This is a genomic window from Pseudarthrobacter adonitolis (genome assembly GCF_055412845.1).
Map to the genome: position 1 here is coordinate 1 of NZ_JBVAYW010000035.1, position 15,832 is coordinate 15,832.

The following is a 15,832-nucleotide window of genomic DNA, read 5'->3' on the forward strand; positions in this document are numbered from 1 at the left end:
AGGTGATGGCATCCTCGACAACACCAACGGCAACAGCACCACCGCCGACATCGAAGCCGACATCGACCTGGGCCTCGGCCTAGGTGATGGCATCCTCGACAACACCAACGGCAACGGCACCACCGCAGACATCGAAGTTGACGTCGACCTGGGCCTGGACACCTCTGGCATCCTTGATGACGTGAATGTTGATGTTGATGGATCCGTCATCATCGGCGGCGGCACCGATGGTAGTGGAACCCCAGGTACCGAAACTCCCGGTACGGAAGAGCCCGGCACCGACACAACGGACCCGGGAACAGGCACGACGGGTGGTACCGACACCACGGACCCGGGAACCGGAACTACAGGCGCCACGGGATCTAACACGACCGGCATCACCGTTCTTCCCGCCGGCACCACCACGGGTTCGGTATCTGCCGCGCTAAACAACAGGGGCAGCACCACGGGCAACACCACAGGCCAGGGCGGCACCGCCACGCTGGCCAAGACGGGCATGGATGCGTCACTGATCCCCGTCGCCCTCATCCTGCTGCTTGCCGGGCTTCTGATGCTCAAGCGGCGCCGGAAAGCATAAGCGGACTCCGCAGTCAGCGGACTGCGGCACGTAAAGCCGTCACCGCACCGGCTGTGCCGTTCGCGGCCTAGCCAGCTTTCCAAATAGGAGGTGGTCACCGGAGAGCTCAATTACCAGCACTTGTCCTTGTGACCGGAGGTCCGGCTGCGAAGGTCCTGATGACTTCTCAGCCGGGCCGTCCGCGCGCCGGCAGACGGCTTCATGGATGCCATACCGGCCGGTATTATTGAGGAAGAAAAGTGCCGCAGCGCACCGGGAGGAACTGGTCATGGTGGCGGATTCGCCTAGCTCCATCAAGAATGACGTGCTCGGCGGACGGTATCGACTGGGCGAGGTTATCGGCCGCGGCGGCATGTCATCCGTGTACCGCGCAGTGGACGAAAACCTGGGCAGGGACGTCGCCCTGAAGCTCTTTGCTCCACAGGCACCAGATGCCAATGAGCTCAAGCGCCAGGAAGCCGAAATCCAGCTGCTGGCAACGCTCAACCATCCCAGCCTGGTCACGCTGTTCGACGCAGGCATCGATACGCGTGTCCCGGATGAACCTCGCCCGTTCCTGACCATGGAACTCGTGGAGGGGCAGGATCTCCGCAGCCGGATCAGGCATAGTGCAGTTCCCTTGGGCGAGCTTGCAGTCATAGGGGCAGGCGTTGCTGACGCACTGGCCTACGTGCACAGCTTGGGCATCATCCACCGTGACATCAAGCCCGGGAACATCCTGCTGGTGCAGGTCCGTCCGGGCGAACCGTTACGACCCAAACTCACGGATTTTGGCATCGCAAGGATCGCGGATTCAGCCCGGCTGACCGCCACGGGAACCATGGTGGGCACGGCCGCGTATCTCAGTCCGGAGCAGGCTATGGGGTCGCCTTTGTCTCCCGCCACTGATATCTACTCGCTGGGTCTGGTACTCCTGGAATGTGTCAAGCAGACCGTTGAGTTCCCGGGCAGCGCGGTTGAATCCGCAGTGGCGAGGTTGCACCGCGCACCGGAGTTCCCGGCTGACCTGCCTGCGGAATGGGCTGATTTGATCCGCTCCATGACTGCCATCGAACCACTGGAACGTCCTGCCGCGGCCGACGTTGAATCCGTTCTGCGTCAGGCCCTGGTGTCACCGCTGTCCGCACCGGGCGAGCTCGCGCCGGAGACCACCCGGGTGCTCCCGGCCATGCCGTTCAGGCCGCCGTCCATCGCCATCACCGCTGAATCAGATCTGCCTGGAGACCAGGCCAGCAACAGCCAACCGGACGTCACCCGTGGTTCCGAAGCACGCGGCTGGGTCCCGGACTTGTCTCGTCTCCGCCGCACCGGAAGGCGGTTCTGGACGGTCACCGCGTTGGGCGTGCTAGCCGCTGGAGCAGCCGCCACGGCGCTGACCTTCAGCCTGGCACCTCAGTCACCGCCCGACGTCGTTCCTTACCCCGCCGTCACCGGCACCTTGGGTGACCACCTCAAGGAACTTCAGGAGAGCGTGGAACCATGAGCCTTGCACAAAATGACCGCTGGCGTGCTGCGGCAGCCAAAGGCCTGACGGCTGCAGCAACCCTTCTGCTCGCCGGTTCTGTGTCCGGGTGTGGTCCCGCCGAGACCGGCCTGCAACGTGATACCGCACGCCAGCTCCAGGAAAGGGTCCTCGGCGTCAGCCAGGCTGCGGCCGTCAATGACCTGTCCGGCGGACTGGCAGCCTTGGATAGCCTCGAGGCCGATCTTGCGTCCACTGTGGGGAGCGGACAGGTTTCGGAGGAACGCCGGCGCAGCATCACCAAGGCCGCCGCTGCTGTCCGCGCACACCTGACGGCGGCCAAGGCCGTAGCCGACGCCGCAGCAGCGAAGGCTGCAGAGGACGCGGCCGCGGCACAAAAGCAGGCAGAGGCGGATGCCGCTGCGGCTGAGGCCGCCAAGGTGGCCCCCGCGCCGGCAGCTCCTGCGCCTGATGAAGACAAGGGAAATAGAGGCAAAGGCAAGGACGGCTGACGGGCAGACGGACGGCCGGTCATGTTCTTAACTCACCCGTGCTTCATCCGGTCCCGTCGACTAGACGAAAAGGCGGCGCCCCGGGTTCCCGGGGCGCCGCCTCTTAAGGTCCTGTTCCGCTTAGTTTAGGGTCGCAATGACCTTGTTCAGCGTGGCGGACGGACGCATCACGGCCGAGGCCTTGGCCTCATCCGGACGGTAGTAACCGCCGACGTCCACCGCTGAGCCCTGCACCGCGGCCAGTTCGCCCACGATGGTCTCCTCGTTGGAGGAAAGCTCCTTGGCCACAGCCGCGAACGATGCCGCCAGCTCCGCGTCCTCGGTCTGCTTGGCCAGTTCCTCGGCCCAGTAGCGGGCAAGGAAGTAGTGGCTGCCACGGTTGTCCAGCTCGCCGGCGCGGCGGCTCGGGGACTTGTTTTCCAGAAGGAAGGTCCCCGTCGCCTTGTCCAGGGTGTCTGCCAGGACCTGCGCGCGGGCGTTGTCCGTAGTGGTGGCCAGGTGTTCGAAGCTGACGGCCAGAGCCAGGAATTCACCCAGGCTGTCCCAGCGCAGGTGGTTTTCCTTGAGCAGCTGCTGGACGTGCTTGGGGGCCGATCCGCCGGCGCCGGTCTCGAAGAGTCCGCCACCGTTCATCAGCGGAACAACCGAAAGCATCTTGGCGCTGGTGCCCAGTTCCAGGATGGGGAACAGGTCCGTGAGGTAGTCGCGCAGCACGTTGCCGGAGACGGAGATGGTGTCCTCGCCCTTGCGGATGCGCGCCAGGGTGAAGGCCGTTGCCTTCACCGGGGACATGATTTCGATCTGGAGGCCCTCGGTGTCGTGGTCCTTGAGGTATTCGTTGACCTTGGCGATGAGGTTGCGGTCGTGCGCGCGGGTCTCTTCCAGCCAGAACACTGCGGGCGTCTTGGAGGCGCGGGCGCGGGTGACGGCCAGCTTGACCCAGTCGCGGATGGGGGCATCCTTGGCCTGGCAGGCGCGCCAGATGTCGCCGGGAGCAACCTCATGTTCGATCAGTACGGCGCCGGAACCGTCAACGATCTGCACCGTGCCGGCTTCCTGGATCTCGAACGTCTTGTCGTGGCTGCCGTATTCCTCGGCGGCCTGGGCCATCAGGCCGACGTTCGGGACGGTTCCCATGGTGGTGGGGTCGAAGGCGCCGTGGGCGCGGCAGTCGTCCACAACAACCTGGTAGATGCCGGCGTAGGAGCTGTCCGGAAGGACCGCCAGGGTGTCGGCTTCCGTGCCGTCCGGGCCCCACATGTGGCCGGAGGAGCGGATCATGGCGGGCATCGAAGCGTCCACGATGATGTCGGAGGGCACGTTAAGGCTGGTGATGCCCTTGTCCGAGTCCACCATGGCCAGGGCGGGACCGTCGTCGAGACCCTTCTGGATGAGCGCCTTCACGCCTTCACGGACGTCCTCCGGCAGCTCCTCAAGGCCGCTCAGGATGGCGGCCAAGCCGTTGTTGGGGCTCAGGCCGGCGGCGGTGAGCTGCTTTCCGTAGGTCTCGAACAGTTCGGAGAAGTAGGCCTTCACCACGTGCCCGAAGATGATGGGGTCCGAGACCTTCATCATGGTGGCCTTCAGGTGGGCGGAGAACAGGACGCCCTCTTCCTTGGCGCGGACTACCTGGGCTGCCAGGAACTCGTCCAGCGCTGCGGCGCGCATTACAGTGCCGTCGATGACTTCACCGGCCAGCACGGGGAAGGCCTTCTTCAGGACCTTGACTGAGCCGTCTTCGCGGACGAGCTGGATGGCGATGGTGCCGTCGGACTCGATAACCACGGACTTCTCGTTCGCGCGGAAGTCGTCAGCCGTCATGTGGGCAACGTTGGTTTTGGAATCCGCGGACCAGGCACCCATGGAGTGCGGGTTCTGGCGGGCGTAGTTCTTGACGGACAGCGGTGCACGGCGGTCCGAGTTTCCCTCGCGCAGGACCGGGTTCACAGCGGAGCCCTTGATCTTGTCGTAGCGGGAGCGGATGGCCGTTTCCTCGTCCGAGGAGGGGTTGTCCGGGTAATCCGGCAGGGTGTAGCCCTGGCCCTGAAGCTCGGCGACGGCGGCCTTCAGCTGCGGGATGGAAGCGCTGATGTTGGGCAGTTTGATGATGTTCGCGTCCGGCGTCTTTGCCAGTTCACCCAGTTCAGCAAGGGCGTCACCAATCTGCTGTTCCGGGCTGAGGTAGTCACTGAACACGGAGATGATGCGGCCTGCGAGCGAAATGTCACGGGTCTCCACCTCCACACCTGCGGTCGAAGCAAACGCCTCGATGATCGGCAAGAACGAATACGTAGCCAGCATCGGCGCTTCGTCGGTGTGGGTATAGATAATCTTGGACATGCGCGGGCGTCTCCCTGGAGGTCGGCTGATTTTTTGGAAATTTTGTTCTATTTCGCCACCCCCTAACTTACCTGAGGACACGGCTTTGGACCGTACCGGGGCGGCCGGGCGGCCCTGCATTACAGCGGATTGTGGCATGGGAGAACGCCCGACGGCGCTGCGCGCCCCGGGCGGCCGGCCGCCGTCGTGCTTGACCTCCGGGAGCCACCGGCGCAGGTGAGGATCCGGTCAGCGACTCTTGTGGGGTATGTCACTGGGCCAGAGCCGCACGTATTTGGGGTCCTGACGGCGCAGCTCGTCCGTCGCCGTGAAGGTATGGACAGGGTCGACGTCGCGCAATTGCAGGGCTGCGGCGTAAGCCTCAACATCCGGGGAAGCACTTGGCCCCCGCCGTCGGCTGTTACGTGCCTGCCATTAACGGCGGTCCTTTTGGCGGACTTCCAGAATGCAATCACGAGGGAGCCCAATTCGCTGAGAGTCCGGAGCCCAGATCGGACGTACCAATATAGGAGAAAAATACCTTTCGGCAGCCGTTTTCGCCAGAGCGGCGCACCAGAGCTCGATCGTGACCGTCTGCCCGGGACCATACCCGGGACGTCACTACTATTTACAAATTTGTCATACGTCGATAGGTTCGAGGGGTCACCCGGCGGGCCGTCCCGGGCCCCCTCCACCCGTTTTAGACAGGACCATAATGACGCGAACCAGCTCCCTGGCTGCCAGCCTCCTGAGCCTTTCGGCAGCCGCCATAATTGCGCTGGTTAGCGCCGGAGGCGCTCACGCTGCCCCATCGGCGTCGGACGATAAAGCAGTGCCTTCGGTTGCCAGCGCAACGGCGGACAGCACCGGCGCGGCAGACTACTGGACATCAGACCGCATGCGCGCCGCGATTCCCGGTGATGTCCTGGCCAGCAAGGCGCTGGAACGCGGTAAATCATCCAGCGCGGCGAGCGTGCTGAAGGGACCTGAAACCAAGGTGACGGGCACCAAGGGCAAGCGCTCGCTCGCGCAGCCTGCGGACCCGGTAGCCCACATCGGTAAGGTGTTCTTCACCCTCGGCGGCGCAAATTACGTCTGCTCCGGGAATGCCGTGTCGGCGTCGAACAAGAGCACCGTTGCCACGGCCGGACACTGCCTCAACGAGGGTCCCGGCGCGTTCGCCACCAACTTCATTTTTGTCCCCCAGTACCAGGACGGGGTGGCCCCCTACGGCGCGTGGTCCGCCAACGAGTACTTCACGCCCACCCAGTGGAGTGCCGGTGGGGACATCAGCTACGACACCGGCTTCGCCGTGATGGATCCGCGGCAAGACGGCGCGCTGCTGGAGGACGTCGTCGGCGGCTCCGGCGTGGCATTCAATAAAGCCCGTGGCCTGCAGTACACGTCCTATGGCTACCCGGCCGCCACGCCTTTCAACGGCGAGCGGCTTTGGAGCTGCACCGGCACGGCCACCAATGACAAGAACAACCCGCAGTTCGCTACCCAGGGAATCCCGTGCGACATGACCGGAGGCTCTTCAGGCGGCCCATGGTTCATCGGCAGCGGCTCCGACGGCTTCCAGAACTCCGTCAACAGCTACGGCTACAGTCCGAAACCCGTAATGTACGGCCCGTACTGGGGCAGCGTCATCGAAGAGACCTACTACAGTGCCGCAGCAGCCTAGGAAAACCTCGTCTGACGAGGCATCCGGGAACGGATCCGTCAGCCACAGCAAATCGGAGCAGACCCACGACGAGATCCTCGCGTACTGGACCAAACAGCGAATGGCCGACGCCAAGCCCCGGGAGCTTCGGCTTCCGGAGGGGGGTCCGCGCCTCATGCAGCGGGGCGCGGACCCGGCACCACGTCCTTCCTAGGTGCCCATTAAGGCCCGACGGCGCCTGTCCCCTCAGCGGAGACAGGCGCCGTCTTTCGTTCTAAACCCTGGGCCCACGCCGGCAGGGTTCCCTGACCGAGCTTGCGAGGTTAGGGAGCCGGTGGGGACTAGTGGAAGAAGTGGCGGGCACCCGTGAAGTACATGGTGATGCCGGCCGCGTTGGCTGCGGCGACGACTTCCTCATCCCGGACGGAACCGCCTGGCTGGACCACGGCGCGGACGCCGGCGTCGATCAGGATCTGCAGGCCGTCAGCGAACGGGAAGAACGCGTCGGAGGCTGCGACGGCGCCGCGGGCGCGCTGCGGTGCGCCGCTCGCGCTGGTATTGGACGCACCGCCGGCGCCGTCGACGTCGGACTCCACCGAAACACCGAGCGTGTTGGCACGCTCCACGGCCAGCCTGCAGGAGTCCAGGCGGTTGACCTGGCCCATGCCGATGCCCACGGCAGCGCCGTTGTCGGCCAGCAGGATGGCGTTGGACTTGGCCGCACGGCACGCGGTCCAGGCGAAGGCCAGGTCCGCGAGGGTCTTCTCGTCAGCTGCTTCGCCGGCGGCGAGGGTCCAGTTGGCGGGGTTGTCGCCGTCGGCGTCCACCTTGTCGCTCATCTGGACCAGCACGCCGCCGGAAACCTGGCGCATTTCTGCGGGGTAGCGGTCGTAGCCTTCGGGCAGGGCGAGCAGGCGGATGTTTTTCTTCTTGGAGAGGATCTCCACGGCTTCCGGCTCGAAGTCCGGGGCGATGACAACTTCGGTGAAGATGCCGGCAACGGTCTCGGCCATGGCGGCGGTGACCGTGCGGTTGGCAGCGATCACGCCGCCGAAGGCGGAGACGGGGTCGCAGGCGTGGGCCTTGGCGTGGGCGTCGGCGATCGGGTCTGCAGCATCAGCCGAACCAACGGCGACACCGCACGGATTGGCGTGCTTGATGATGGCGACGGCGGGCCCGGCGAAGTCGAACGCGGCGCGGAGGGCGGCGTCGGCGTCGACGAAGTTGTTGTAGCTCATGGCCTTGCCGTGCAGCTGGTCCGCCTGCGCGATCCCAGCCGGGGCAGCCTTGTCCACGTAGAGCGCGGCCTGCTGGTGCGGGTTTTCGCCGTAGCGGAGGACCTCGGAGCGCTCCAGCGACAGGCCGGCATAGGCAGGCCAGTCGATGACGCCGTCGCCGTCTTCATCCAGGAACTGGCTGGCAGTCCAGGTGGCCACGGCGTTGTCGTAGGACGCTGTGTGCGCGAACGCCCTGGCGGCCAGCCGGCGTCGGGTCTTCAGGTCAAAGCCGCCCTCAGCGGCGGCGGTGACCACGGAGCCGTAGAACGTGGGGTCAACAACAATGGCGACGGCGGCGTGGTTCTTCGCTGCCGAGCGCACCATGGCGGGGCCGCCGATGTCGATCTGCTCAACGACATCGTCCTGCGGGGCGCCGGACTTCACGGTTTCAACGAACGGGTAGAGGTTCACTACCACCAGGTCGAAGGTTTCGATCTCCATGCCGGCGAGGGTTTCCATGTGCGCGGGGACTCGGCGGTCCGCCAGGATGCCGCCGTGGACGCGCGGGTGCAGCGTCTTGACGCGGCCGTCCAGCATCTCCGGGGAACCGGTGACTTCTTCGACTTCCTGGACCGGGATGCCGGCCGCGGCGATCTTCTTGGCCGTGGAACCGGTGGAGACAATCTTCACGCCGGCTGCATGCAGGCCCTTGGCGAGATCCTCCAGACCGGTCTTGTCGTAAACCGAGATCAGCGCCCGGCGGATGGGAACACGGTCGATGGATACACGGTCAGGCTGCGTGAAGGTCACAAAAAGTCTCCGTCTGATCTCGCGGAACAGTGCCGCAGTTGGTGGGGATAGGCCCAGTTTATCGTGTTGTGCAGGTTGCCCCGCTTGCGGCAGCAGTGTGAACGTCAGTGGGCACGGTTAGAGTTTTCTCAGGAGGCTGCGATGAATACTTACACCACTGTGCCCAGCGGCGAACAGGTGGTCCAGGAACTGCCCTGGCGTTGGAAAGTCCAGGGCAGGATCTTCGTGATCGGCGGCCTCGGCTTTATGTTCGATGCCTGGGACGTGACGCTTAACGGCATCCTCATCCCGCTGCTCTCGACACACTGGGCCCTGGCTCCCGGCGAGGTGGCCTGGGTAGGTACGTCCAACCTGATCGGCATGGCCCTAGGCGCGTTTGTGTGGGGCACCATCGCGGACACGATCGGGCGGAAGAAGGCGTTTACGGCCACGCTGCTGATCTTCTCCCTGTTCACCGTTCTGGGCGCCTTCTCCCCCGACTTCATCTGGTTCTGTGTGTTCCGCTTTATGGCCGGCTTCGGTCTGGGCGGCTGCATTCCGGTGGACTACGCGCTGGTGGGTGAGTTCACACCACGTAAACAGCGCGGCAGAGTCCTCACCGCAATGGACGGCTGGTGGCCGGTGGGCGCTGCCCTTGCCGGCTTTGTGTCAGCCGGTCTCGTGGCCGTATTCGGCGACTGGCGGCTGACCATGCTGGTGATGGTGCTGCCTGCGCTCCTCGTGTTCTGGGTCCGGCGCAGTGTTCCGGAGTCTCCGCTGTTCCTCATCCGCAAGGGCCGCCACGAGGAAGCGGCCAAGGTCATCGACGCCCTTGTGGCAGCAACCGGCGCCGAACCCCGCGCCTACAGCCTGCCCGACTCGCAGGAAGTTCCGCGGCTCTCCGCCGGCAGCGCCTGGCAGCAGCTGAGGCTCGTGTGGCAATTCAACTGGAAGATCACCACCGCGGCCTGGGCCCTCTTCTTCAGCATCCTGCTGGTCTACTACCTGTCCCTGACGTGGATGCCGCGGATCCTGATCGGCGCGGGCTTCGCCGAATACAAGGCGTTTGTGACCACGGCGTCCATGGCAGCTGTTGGGCTCTTGGGTGTCGTTGTGGCAGCACTGCTGGTGGAGCGTGTGGGCCGCAAATGGATCCTGGCCATCACCGGCCCGCTGTCCGCGCTGACCCTGGTGATCGTCGCGATTGTGGTGGACATCCCCACGGCCGCGGTGTTCTGGCTGCTGGTGTTCGGATTTGTGGTGCAGATAGCGATTCCCGTGCTCTACGCGTATGTGTCTGAGCTGTATCCGACCGAGCTCCGCGGCACCGGCTTCGGCTGGGCGTCAACGTTTTCGCGGCTGGGGGCTGGTTTTGGCCCGCTCATTTTCGCGAACTACTTCTGGCCAGAGCTGGGCCTGGCCACATCGTTCGCCCTGGCTGGTGGGCTGGTGCTGGTGGCTGTCCTGTGGATGGCGTTCTTCGCCCCCGAGACCAAGCAGCGCCGCCTCGAGTAGCGCCCGCCGTCGCCCCTCATCCCCCTCCGAATGCTCTATCACTTACGGTCGTTCCCAGCCGGCAGAACGACCGTACGTGATAGAGCAGTCGAGGAAATCAGGCGGCGGCGAGGGCTGCCAGGGTGTTGACCAGGAGGCGGCGCTCCACCACCTTGATGCGTTCGTGCAGGGACTCCTCGGTGTCGCCCGATTCAATCGCGACGGCTTCCTGGGCGATGATGGGCCCGGTGTCCACCCCGGCGTCGGCCCAATGCACCGTGCAGCCGGTGACCTTCACGCCGTAGGCCATGGCATCACGAACGCCGTGGGCGCCTGGGAAAGCAGGCAGTAGCGCCGGGTGGGTGTTAAGGTATTTGCCCTTGAAAGCAGCGATGAAGTCGGCGCTGACGATGCGCATAAAGCCTGAGGAGACCACCACGTCCGGGGAGTAGGAAGCGACCCGGGCGGTCAGCGCGGCATCCCATTCGTCGCGTGTGGGGAAGGAGTTGAAGTTGACCACAAAGGTCTCCAGCCCGGCTTCTGAGGAGCGTTCGACGCCGTAGGTCCCTTCCCGGTCGGCACCCACCGCGGCAATTTCGACGTCCAGCTCCCCTGACGTAACGGCGTCGATGACTGCCTGGAGATTGGACCCGGTACCGGAAACGAGGACTACGATGCGCATGGGTCTAGCTTATGGGCACGCTCGCGTAGGCTGGAAAACATGAACAACACCCCGGAACCGGCTGGCCAACAACGGACCAAACAGCCGCTCAGCGAGGCCGCCAAAGGCTCGCTCAACAAAACCCGCAACCTGTTCCGGATCTTCATTGTCACCGTGCTGGGCGCCTTCTTCGTCTACCAGCTCGACGTCAGCTACCTCTGGCTCACCGGTATCCTGACCGCCGCGAGCTTCGTGCTGGGTATCCTCCTGCTGGTCCGGTCGGCCAGGCTCAAGGAGTCCAGGCTTGTCCTGTTCGGCACCATCTCGGGACTGGTGGTATCGCTGATCATGCTGCTGGTCATCCTGGCCACGGCACTGTTTTTCCGCCAGGTCCAGGACTTCCAGACCTGCTCACGGCAGGCCATCACGGACCAGGCACTCTCCAATTGCCGGGTCCAGCTGGAACGCTCGCTGCCGGGGCTCCCGTAACAGCCCCACCAGGAGCCGCCACACCCGAAGCAACCACACCAGCAGCAGCCACGAAAGACTAGCGAGTCAGTTCCGCTTCCTCGTCCACGTGTTGCTGGCGTTCCAGCCACGGTCCGGCTGCGTAACCGATCACGACGCCGATACCCACCTCCGCGGCAATCCAGAGTCCCATCCACAAGGGGTCGGGTCCGATGGAGGTGAGGCGTCCGAGTCCGCCGGAGCCGCGGGCCAGCCAGGCCAGGCCGGCGGCCAGCAGACCGGACACAACCCCGACCAGCGCGCCGAGGGCAAGCGTGGACACCGTGGCTGTGAACCAGCGCGCGTGCAGCTTGATGGAGAGCCATTCGTCGAAGTGGTTTTCGCCTTCGCGCAGGAACCACCAGCCGGCCAGGACTCCCGCCAGGACGGGTACGGCCAGGGACACGAACCCGTAGTCCAGCGGACCTGACGGGATCGCGGCGAAGACTGGGATGGACGGCAGCGGCCCGGTGGCGGTGCCCAGCGGACCCACCTGCGAGCCCACGCCCAGGGCGAAGCCAGACCCCGAGACCCAAGCAAGCGCAAAAACAACGAGGTTGGGGAGGTACCCAAGTTGCGCGATGGTGAGCGCCGCACCCCCTACCGCGCCGGCGTCGAGCGCTTCATAAACAGCAATCACCAGGTTCCAGTGGATAACGAGGTCCACCGCCAGGAGCACACCGGCGAGCGCAAACGCCGCCAGAAGTGCCACACAGCCCGCCTTCGCCGCGGAGCCCAAATAGGAGCCGGCCCAGCGGGAATGCTGGCTGGTACGCGAGATCCAGTCGACCGCGTCGACGCCGATCAGCCGGCTCCACGAGCCTGCCTCCCGGCGGGCTCCGATCACCATGCCGAGGGCGAACGGGATTAGCGGGATCAGCATCGCGAACCAGATGTTAATGACGACGTCGGCCGTGCGGCACACAAAGCCGGTGGCCGCGCCGAACGCCGAGTAGACCACCCAGGACCCGAGCAGCGCCTGCCACAGCTGGTCCGTATAGGAGGCCCGGGCGAGGCGCCGCCCCGCCCGCCAGGCGAGCAGGAACGGGATTAAGGTCAGGCCGAGGGGCACCAGGGTCAGCAGGCCGGAGCCTGAACTGCCGGCAGCGCCAGCCTCACCGGACACGACGGCGAGCTCCAGCGGCACCCCGTGAATCAGCAGCCAGCCCTGGCCGGCGAGGCGGGCCAAGGCATCAAAGGCGGTGTTCTGGAAACCCGCTGTGGCCCACACGGCCACAATGGGAAGCACCGCCAGGAGCGCGGAGATGATGGCAGCCTGCGCCGTTTCGAGGCCTCCCTGCAGCCACAAGGGCATGGGAAGGCCACGGTCTCCGGTCTGATCAGCGCGCAGTTTCATCGTGTCCCATGGTGTCACGGCCGGACCGTCGGACCGGGCTTCGACAGGCTCATTCTCCCTGCGAGACGTGCCTCACCAGAGTTCCTAGTCCGCCGCGCTGATCATGAAACCGTGACCGGTGCGAAGGTGGGCGCAGACCGTCTGGCCCGGCTCCCGCGAGCACACCATGTTGCCGATCCGCACCGCCTGCCCGTCCTCGATCCACTGTCCGGGGAACGTGGGCCCGGCCACGCTCTCCGCTTCCATCGGCGAGACGCCATCCCCGCACAGGCCGTACTGCGCGCCGCCGTCCACCGTGACCACCACATAGCCGCCGAAGTACTGGCTCAGCCCCGCGCATTGGCCCTTGATGTCGGCGGGCCGCGGTGCCACATCGCGCCCGCTGAAGGTGCAGGCGACGTGCCAGGCGAAGCAGCGGACGACGACGGCGGGACCGCCGCCGTAGGTGATGGCGCCGTCGTCGGGCGTTCAGGCTGTCCGGGCACCTCCTCCGGGTCGCTCACCAGCAGCGCGCCGACGGCCGGTGCCCTGCCTCCGGGACCGTGACGCTGCAGGCGGTGGCGAGGAGCAGAAGGGCAGCCGCGAGCACGGAACGGGCGAGGATTGGCAAGGATCGCATAAGGGTCCCAGTCCACCAGAAGACCCCCATCCTGTCGCTGGGCAGAAGTCCCCATCCGGGCTTGATCCAGCGCTTTTTCTAGAGGTCCGCCGTAAAATTGGAATGTCCGCAATCATGGTTGGAGGCAGAAAAAATGACTACCGCATCCCCACATGCACATGGCGTTCATTTTGGGCGCGCAGACGTCCAGAACGCTGGCATGGGAGTAGGTATTGTCTTGTTGTTGGTGGGTGTCCTGGGCTTTATCCCCGGCGTCACCACTCAGTACAGCGAATTGATGTTCCTGGGACCTGTTTCCCATGCCATGTTCCTTGGCGTGTTCCAGGTGTCCATGCTGCTCAATATCGTGCAGCTGGCCATCGGCGCAACGGGCTGGGCGATGTCCCGGACCGAACATGGCGCACGGAACTTCCTCATCGGAGCAGGCGCGCTGTACATCATCCTCAGCATTTTCGGGCTCAGTGTCGGCGTTGACTCGGCGGCCAACTTCCTGTCGTTCAACATGGCTGACAACTGGACCCACCTGGTGCTGGGCGCAGTGATGGTTGCTGGTGGCTGGCTGCTGTCCCGGAACAGGGCCAGCGACAGGAGATAGCCCGGAAATTACAAGCCGGAATACAGGAGCCGCGAATGAGAAATGATCTATAAGTTCTGATTATTCGTCCTACTGGCCGGTGCAGTTGCCGCGTTCCGCGAACAGCTGCACCGGCTTCATTGCGGCCGCTGTCATTTTCAGGAGTCGTCTGCACTGAATGTCAGAAGTCGCCTGCACCAACTCAAGCGCTTCCTATAGGCCAGCGTCATACCTTCGCTCCACCACGAAAATCCGTCAGTTCGCAAGGATCCATTACCGGGCCTGCGTGGCGCTGGCGGCGGATCACCGGCAAGCAGCTTTTCGATACTATCCACGCGCGCTTTGATGGCGGTGTAGACGGCCCGGTTGGCGACCTGCCAGTCACGGATCTTGACGACGATCGCGTCGATAAGATCGCAGCGTATTGCGCATCATCGAGGCAGACGCCTTCCCTGTCCACATCGCTTGAAAAGCAGGGCCTGTGATCGAATCGGCCGCTTTCGTCTGGCCATGTCGTGGACTTCGTCGTGGAGCCCTTTCCCCCGGAAGACCCTGCTGCTGCCCTGCAGACGTCGATGCACTGGCGGCGGGGATGTAGAACCACAGGTTGCCCTCGCAAGTCCTTCAACTGCTGCGGGGAGGCAATCGCAGGAGTGTTGTCGTCAACCAGATAGTTGAGGCTATTACTGATGTCTATCCTGTCGGTCACTGTCATCCGGGCTGCTCCTCCGTTAGGAGTAGCCTGTTGAATACTTGCCGTGGCGTGTAGAGCCTAGAACTTTTCGTGGGCGGTCGTTGAGTTCGTCGGCGATGGAGTCCAGATAGGGCTGGCCGCCCCCAGCGGCGGGCAGTCCGGTCAGGGTGTCAGCGGAGGACGCCGCATACGGCCGGGTCTGTGGCTTCGGCGGGAAGGTTCGGGGTCAGTTCGCTGCCGCCTTCAGGGTCACTGAAGTTGTAGGTCCCGTTGCCGTCGTAGTCCAGCCCGTGGATGACCAGGACGCCTTCGCCGTCCCGGATGGAATCAGCGATCTGCTTGGCTGTGCCAAGGCCGCCGGGCCCGGGGTAGCCTGTCCCGGCGACGTCGGTGAATTCAATGTTGTCCCGGCTGTAGTTGAAGATTCCGTCATGGGATACCGGGAACCTGGCGACATCGAGGAAGCTGGCCGGGGTGGTGTCTCCGGTTGTGTTCAGTGAAACGACAACTGGACCGTACGCCGGTATGCCTTCAACGGTGTTGATGCGCCCGTCCCAGTTGGCGTCCAGGGCAAGGGTCGGGCACTCGTTCAGTGCGTCGTTGCCGTAGTGGATGTGCTGGGCGTGGGGTGCGTCCGGAGTCAGGCCCTCAGCGTGGACTTCGATGTGTTCAATTTTCTGGTTTTTCACGACGGCGGTTGCGGTGCCGGAAGCACCGGAGCCGTTCAGTTCAGTGAGCACAGCTGTGAGCGTCACCGACTTGTCCGCCGCTTTGCCGTTCTGGGCCAGGACAGGGCCTGCACCCATCGAAACCGCAGTCAGAACCGCTGCTGCCGCTCCACCAATAGCCAGCTTGGAATTTCTTTTCATGTTTTCGCTCCCTATTTAAAGGGCCACCGAGGAATTCGATGGTCTTATGTGATTCGCACCACAACTGCTCGCGGATGGGTCGGGCGCGTCCCCTTTTCGTGGGCCGTCCGGTCTATTGGACAGGCTTCTACCGCATCCGGCAGTCCGCGGTAGCGGGGGTGACGAATAAGGTGTGGGGTAGTTTCCTGATGGGCGCGCCATCCGGCGCGTGGAGGGGACACCATCCCGTTCGAAGGGGATTGTCATGAAAACGATCAACCGTGGTCTGGCCATAGCGGCGGCCGTTTCGCTGGCGGCCATCACCGGGTGCGCCGGACAGGGCGGGGGCTATTCCGCCCCGCCGCCGGCGACCAGCTCCTCTGCCCCGTCAGCTGATGGATCAGCGCAGGCAGCTGAAGGGGTTATCACGATTCGGGATTTCAAGTATGAGGTTCCGGCGTCGGTGAAGCCGGGGGCGATGGTGACGGTGACGAACGCGGACAGCGCCCCGCACACGCTGACCGCCAAGGACAAGGGCG

General features: G+C 64.5%; 15 protein-coding genes. 9 read left to right on the forward strand and 6 right to left on the reverse strand.

The window, feature by feature from the left end; genetic code table 11:
• The 3 genes from ACZYZ4_RS18820 to ACZYZ4_RS18830 form a co-directional block, all read left to right on the forward strand.
• The coding region (locus tag ACZYZ4_RS18820) for an LPXTG cell wall anchor domain-containing protein (protein WP_463863306.1) at nucleotides 1-577 on the forward strand (577 nt) is incomplete at its 5' end.
• A gap of 268 nt (nucleotides 578-845) precedes the next feature.
• Nucleotides 846-2,060, forward strand: a complete 1,215-nt coding sequence (locus ACZYZ4_RS18825; RefSeq protein ID WP_463863320.1) for a serine/threonine-protein kinase — start codon at nucleotides 846-848, stop codon at nucleotides 2,058-2,060.
• Complete coding sequence (locus ACZYZ4_RS18830; RefSeq protein WP_463863307.1) at nucleotides 2,057-2,551, forward strand: hypothetical protein; 495 nt, start codon at nucleotides 2,057-2,059, stop codon at nucleotides 2,549-2,551. Before ACZYZ4_RS18825 ends, ACZYZ4_RS18830 begins: the two co-directional genes overlap by 4 nt.
• A gap of 120 nt (nucleotides 2,552-2,671) precedes the next feature.
• Here ACZYZ4_RS18830 and ACZYZ4_RS18835 read toward each other — a convergent pair whose 3' ends face one another.
• A complete protein-coding gene (locus ACZYZ4_RS18835) occupies nucleotides 2,672-4,891 on the reverse strand; it encodes an NADP-dependent isocitrate dehydrogenase (protein ID WP_463863308.1) in 2,220 nt (739 codons plus the stop codon).
• 694 nt (nucleotides 4,892-5,585) lie between these two features.
• Between ACZYZ4_RS18835 and ACZYZ4_RS18840 the strand changes: the two genes are divergently transcribed.
• A complete protein-coding gene (locus tag ACZYZ4_RS18840; RefSeq protein ID WP_463863309.1) occupies nucleotides 5,586-6,554 on the forward strand; it encodes a trypsin-like serine peptidase in 969 nt (322 codons plus the stop codon).
• 320 nt (nucleotides 6,555-6,874) lie between these two features.
• Here ACZYZ4_RS18840 and purH read toward each other — a convergent pair whose 3' ends face one another.
• The gene (purH, locus tag ACZYZ4_RS18845; RefSeq protein ID WP_463863310.1) at nucleotides 6,875-8,560 is read right to left on the reverse strand and encodes a bifunctional phosphoribosylaminoimidazolecarboxamide formyltransferase/IMP cyclohydrolase; all 1,686 of its coding nucleotides are present in this window, start codon (nucleotides 8,558-8,560) and stop codon (nucleotides 6,875-6,877) included.
• Nucleotides 8,561-8,701: 141 nt separating this feature from the next.
• On the opposite strand from purH, the gene ACZYZ4_RS18850 reads away from it, so the two are divergent.
• Nucleotides 8,702-10,054 carry an MFS transporter gene (locus ACZYZ4_RS18850; protein ID WP_463863311.1) on the forward strand — a complete coding sequence of 451 codons (1,353 nt, stop codon included), beginning with the start codon at nucleotides 8,702-8,704 and terminating at the stop codon, nucleotides 10,052-10,054.
• Nucleotides 10,055-10,151: 97 nt separating this feature from the next.
• On the opposite strand, the gene purN is transcribed toward ACZYZ4_RS18850, so the two are convergent.
• The gene (purN, locus tag ACZYZ4_RS18855) at nucleotides 10,152-10,715 is read right to left on the reverse strand and encodes a phosphoribosylglycinamide formyltransferase (protein WP_463863312.1); all 564 of its coding nucleotides are present in this window, start codon (nucleotides 10,713-10,715) and stop codon (nucleotides 10,152-10,154) included.
• 39 nt (nucleotides 10,716-10,754) lie between these two features.
• Here purN and ACZYZ4_RS18860 point away from each other — a divergent pair, with 39 nt between their 5' ends.
• A complete protein-coding gene (locus ACZYZ4_RS18860) occupies nucleotides 10,755-11,183 on the forward strand; it encodes a hypothetical protein (RefSeq protein WP_463863313.1) in 429 nt (142 codons plus the stop codon).
• A 58-nt stretch (nucleotides 11,184-11,241) separates the two neighbouring features.
• Here ACZYZ4_RS18860 and ACZYZ4_RS18865 read toward each other — a convergent pair whose 3' ends face one another.
• Nucleotides 11,242-12,558, reverse strand: a complete 1,317-nt coding sequence (locus tag ACZYZ4_RS18865) for a cell division protein PerM (protein WP_463863314.1) — start codon at nucleotides 12,556-12,558, stop codon at nucleotides 11,242-11,244.
• An 84-nt stretch (nucleotides 12,559-12,642) separates the two neighbouring features.
• Nucleotides 12,643-12,930 (reverse strand): hypothetical protein, encoded by a 288-nt coding sequence (locus tag ACZYZ4_RS18870; RefSeq protein WP_463863315.1) that lies wholly within the window; start codon nucleotides 12,928-12,930, stop codon nucleotides 12,643-12,645.
• Nucleotides 12,931-12,957: 27 nt separating this feature from the next.
• Between ACZYZ4_RS18870 and ACZYZ4_RS18875 the strand changes: the two genes are divergently transcribed.
• Entirely contained in the window at nucleotides 12,958-13,104 is a 147-nt protein-coding gene (locus ACZYZ4_RS18875; RefSeq protein ID WP_463863316.1) for a hypothetical protein, read from the forward strand.
• 206 nt (nucleotides 13,105-13,310) lie between these two features.
• Nucleotides 13,311-13,772 (forward strand): DUF4383 domain-containing protein, encoded by a 462-nt coding sequence (locus ACZYZ4_RS18880; protein ID WP_463863317.1) that lies wholly within the window; start codon nucleotides 13,311-13,313, stop codon nucleotides 13,770-13,772.
• Between the two features lie 843 nt (nucleotides 13,773-14,615).
• On the opposite strand, the gene ACZYZ4_RS18885 is transcribed toward ACZYZ4_RS18880, so the two are convergent.
• Nucleotides 14,616-15,314: a hypothetical protein gene (locus tag ACZYZ4_RS18885; protein WP_463863318.1), complete on the reverse strand. Its 699-nt coding sequence runs from the start codon at nucleotides 15,312-15,314 to the stop codon at nucleotides 14,616-14,618.
• Between the two features lie 244 nt (nucleotides 15,315-15,558).
• Here ACZYZ4_RS18885 and ACZYZ4_RS18890 point away from each other — a divergent pair.
• Nucleotides 15,559-15,832: cupredoxin domain-containing protein (locus ACZYZ4_RS18890; RefSeq protein WP_463863319.1), on the forward strand; the 274-nt coding region annotated here is incomplete at its 3' end.

What these genes read in the sequence shown, in the direction of transcription:
- ACZYZ4_RS18825 (WP_463863320.1), top strand. Translation starts at nt 846, where the DNA reads ATGGTGGCGGATTCGCCTAGCTCCATCAAGAATGACGTGCTCGGCGGA.
- ACZYZ4_RS18830 (WP_463863307.1), top strand. Translation starts at nt 2,057, where the DNA reads ATGAGCCTTGCACAAAATGACCGCTGGCGTGCTGCGGCAGCCAAAGGC.
- ACZYZ4_RS18835 (WP_463863308.1), bottom strand. Translation starts at nt 4,891, where the DNA reads ATGTCCAAGATTATCTATACCCACACCGACGAAGCGCCGATGCTGGCT.
- ACZYZ4_RS18840 (WP_463863309.1), top strand. Translation starts at nt 5,586, where the DNA reads ATGACGCGAACCAGCTCCCTGGCTGCCAGCCTCCTGAGCCTTTCGGCA.
- ACZYZ4_RS18850 (WP_463863311.1), top strand. Translation starts at nt 8,702, where the DNA reads ATGAATACTTACACCACTGTGCCCAGCGGCGAACAGGTGGTCCAGGAA.
- purN (WP_463863312.1), bottom strand. Translation starts at nt 10,715, where the DNA reads ATGCGCATCGTAGTCCTCGTTTCCGGTACCGGGTCCAATCTCCAGGCA.
- ACZYZ4_RS18860 (WP_463863313.1), top strand. Translation starts at nt 10,755, where the DNA reads ATGAACAACACCCCGGAACCGGCTGGCCAACAACGGACCAAACAGCCG.
- ACZYZ4_RS18865 (WP_463863314.1), bottom strand. Translation starts at nt 12,558, where the DNA reads ATGAAACTGCGCGCTGATCAGACCGGAGACCGTGGCCTTCCCATGCCC.
- ACZYZ4_RS18880 (WP_463863317.1), top strand. Translation starts at nt 13,311, where the DNA reads ATGACTACCGCATCCCCACATGCACATGGCGTTCATTTTGGGCGCGCA.
- ACZYZ4_RS18885 (WP_463863318.1), bottom strand. Translation starts at nt 15,314, where the DNA reads ATGAAAAGAAATTCCAAGCTGGCTATTGGTGGAGCGGCAGCAGCGGTT.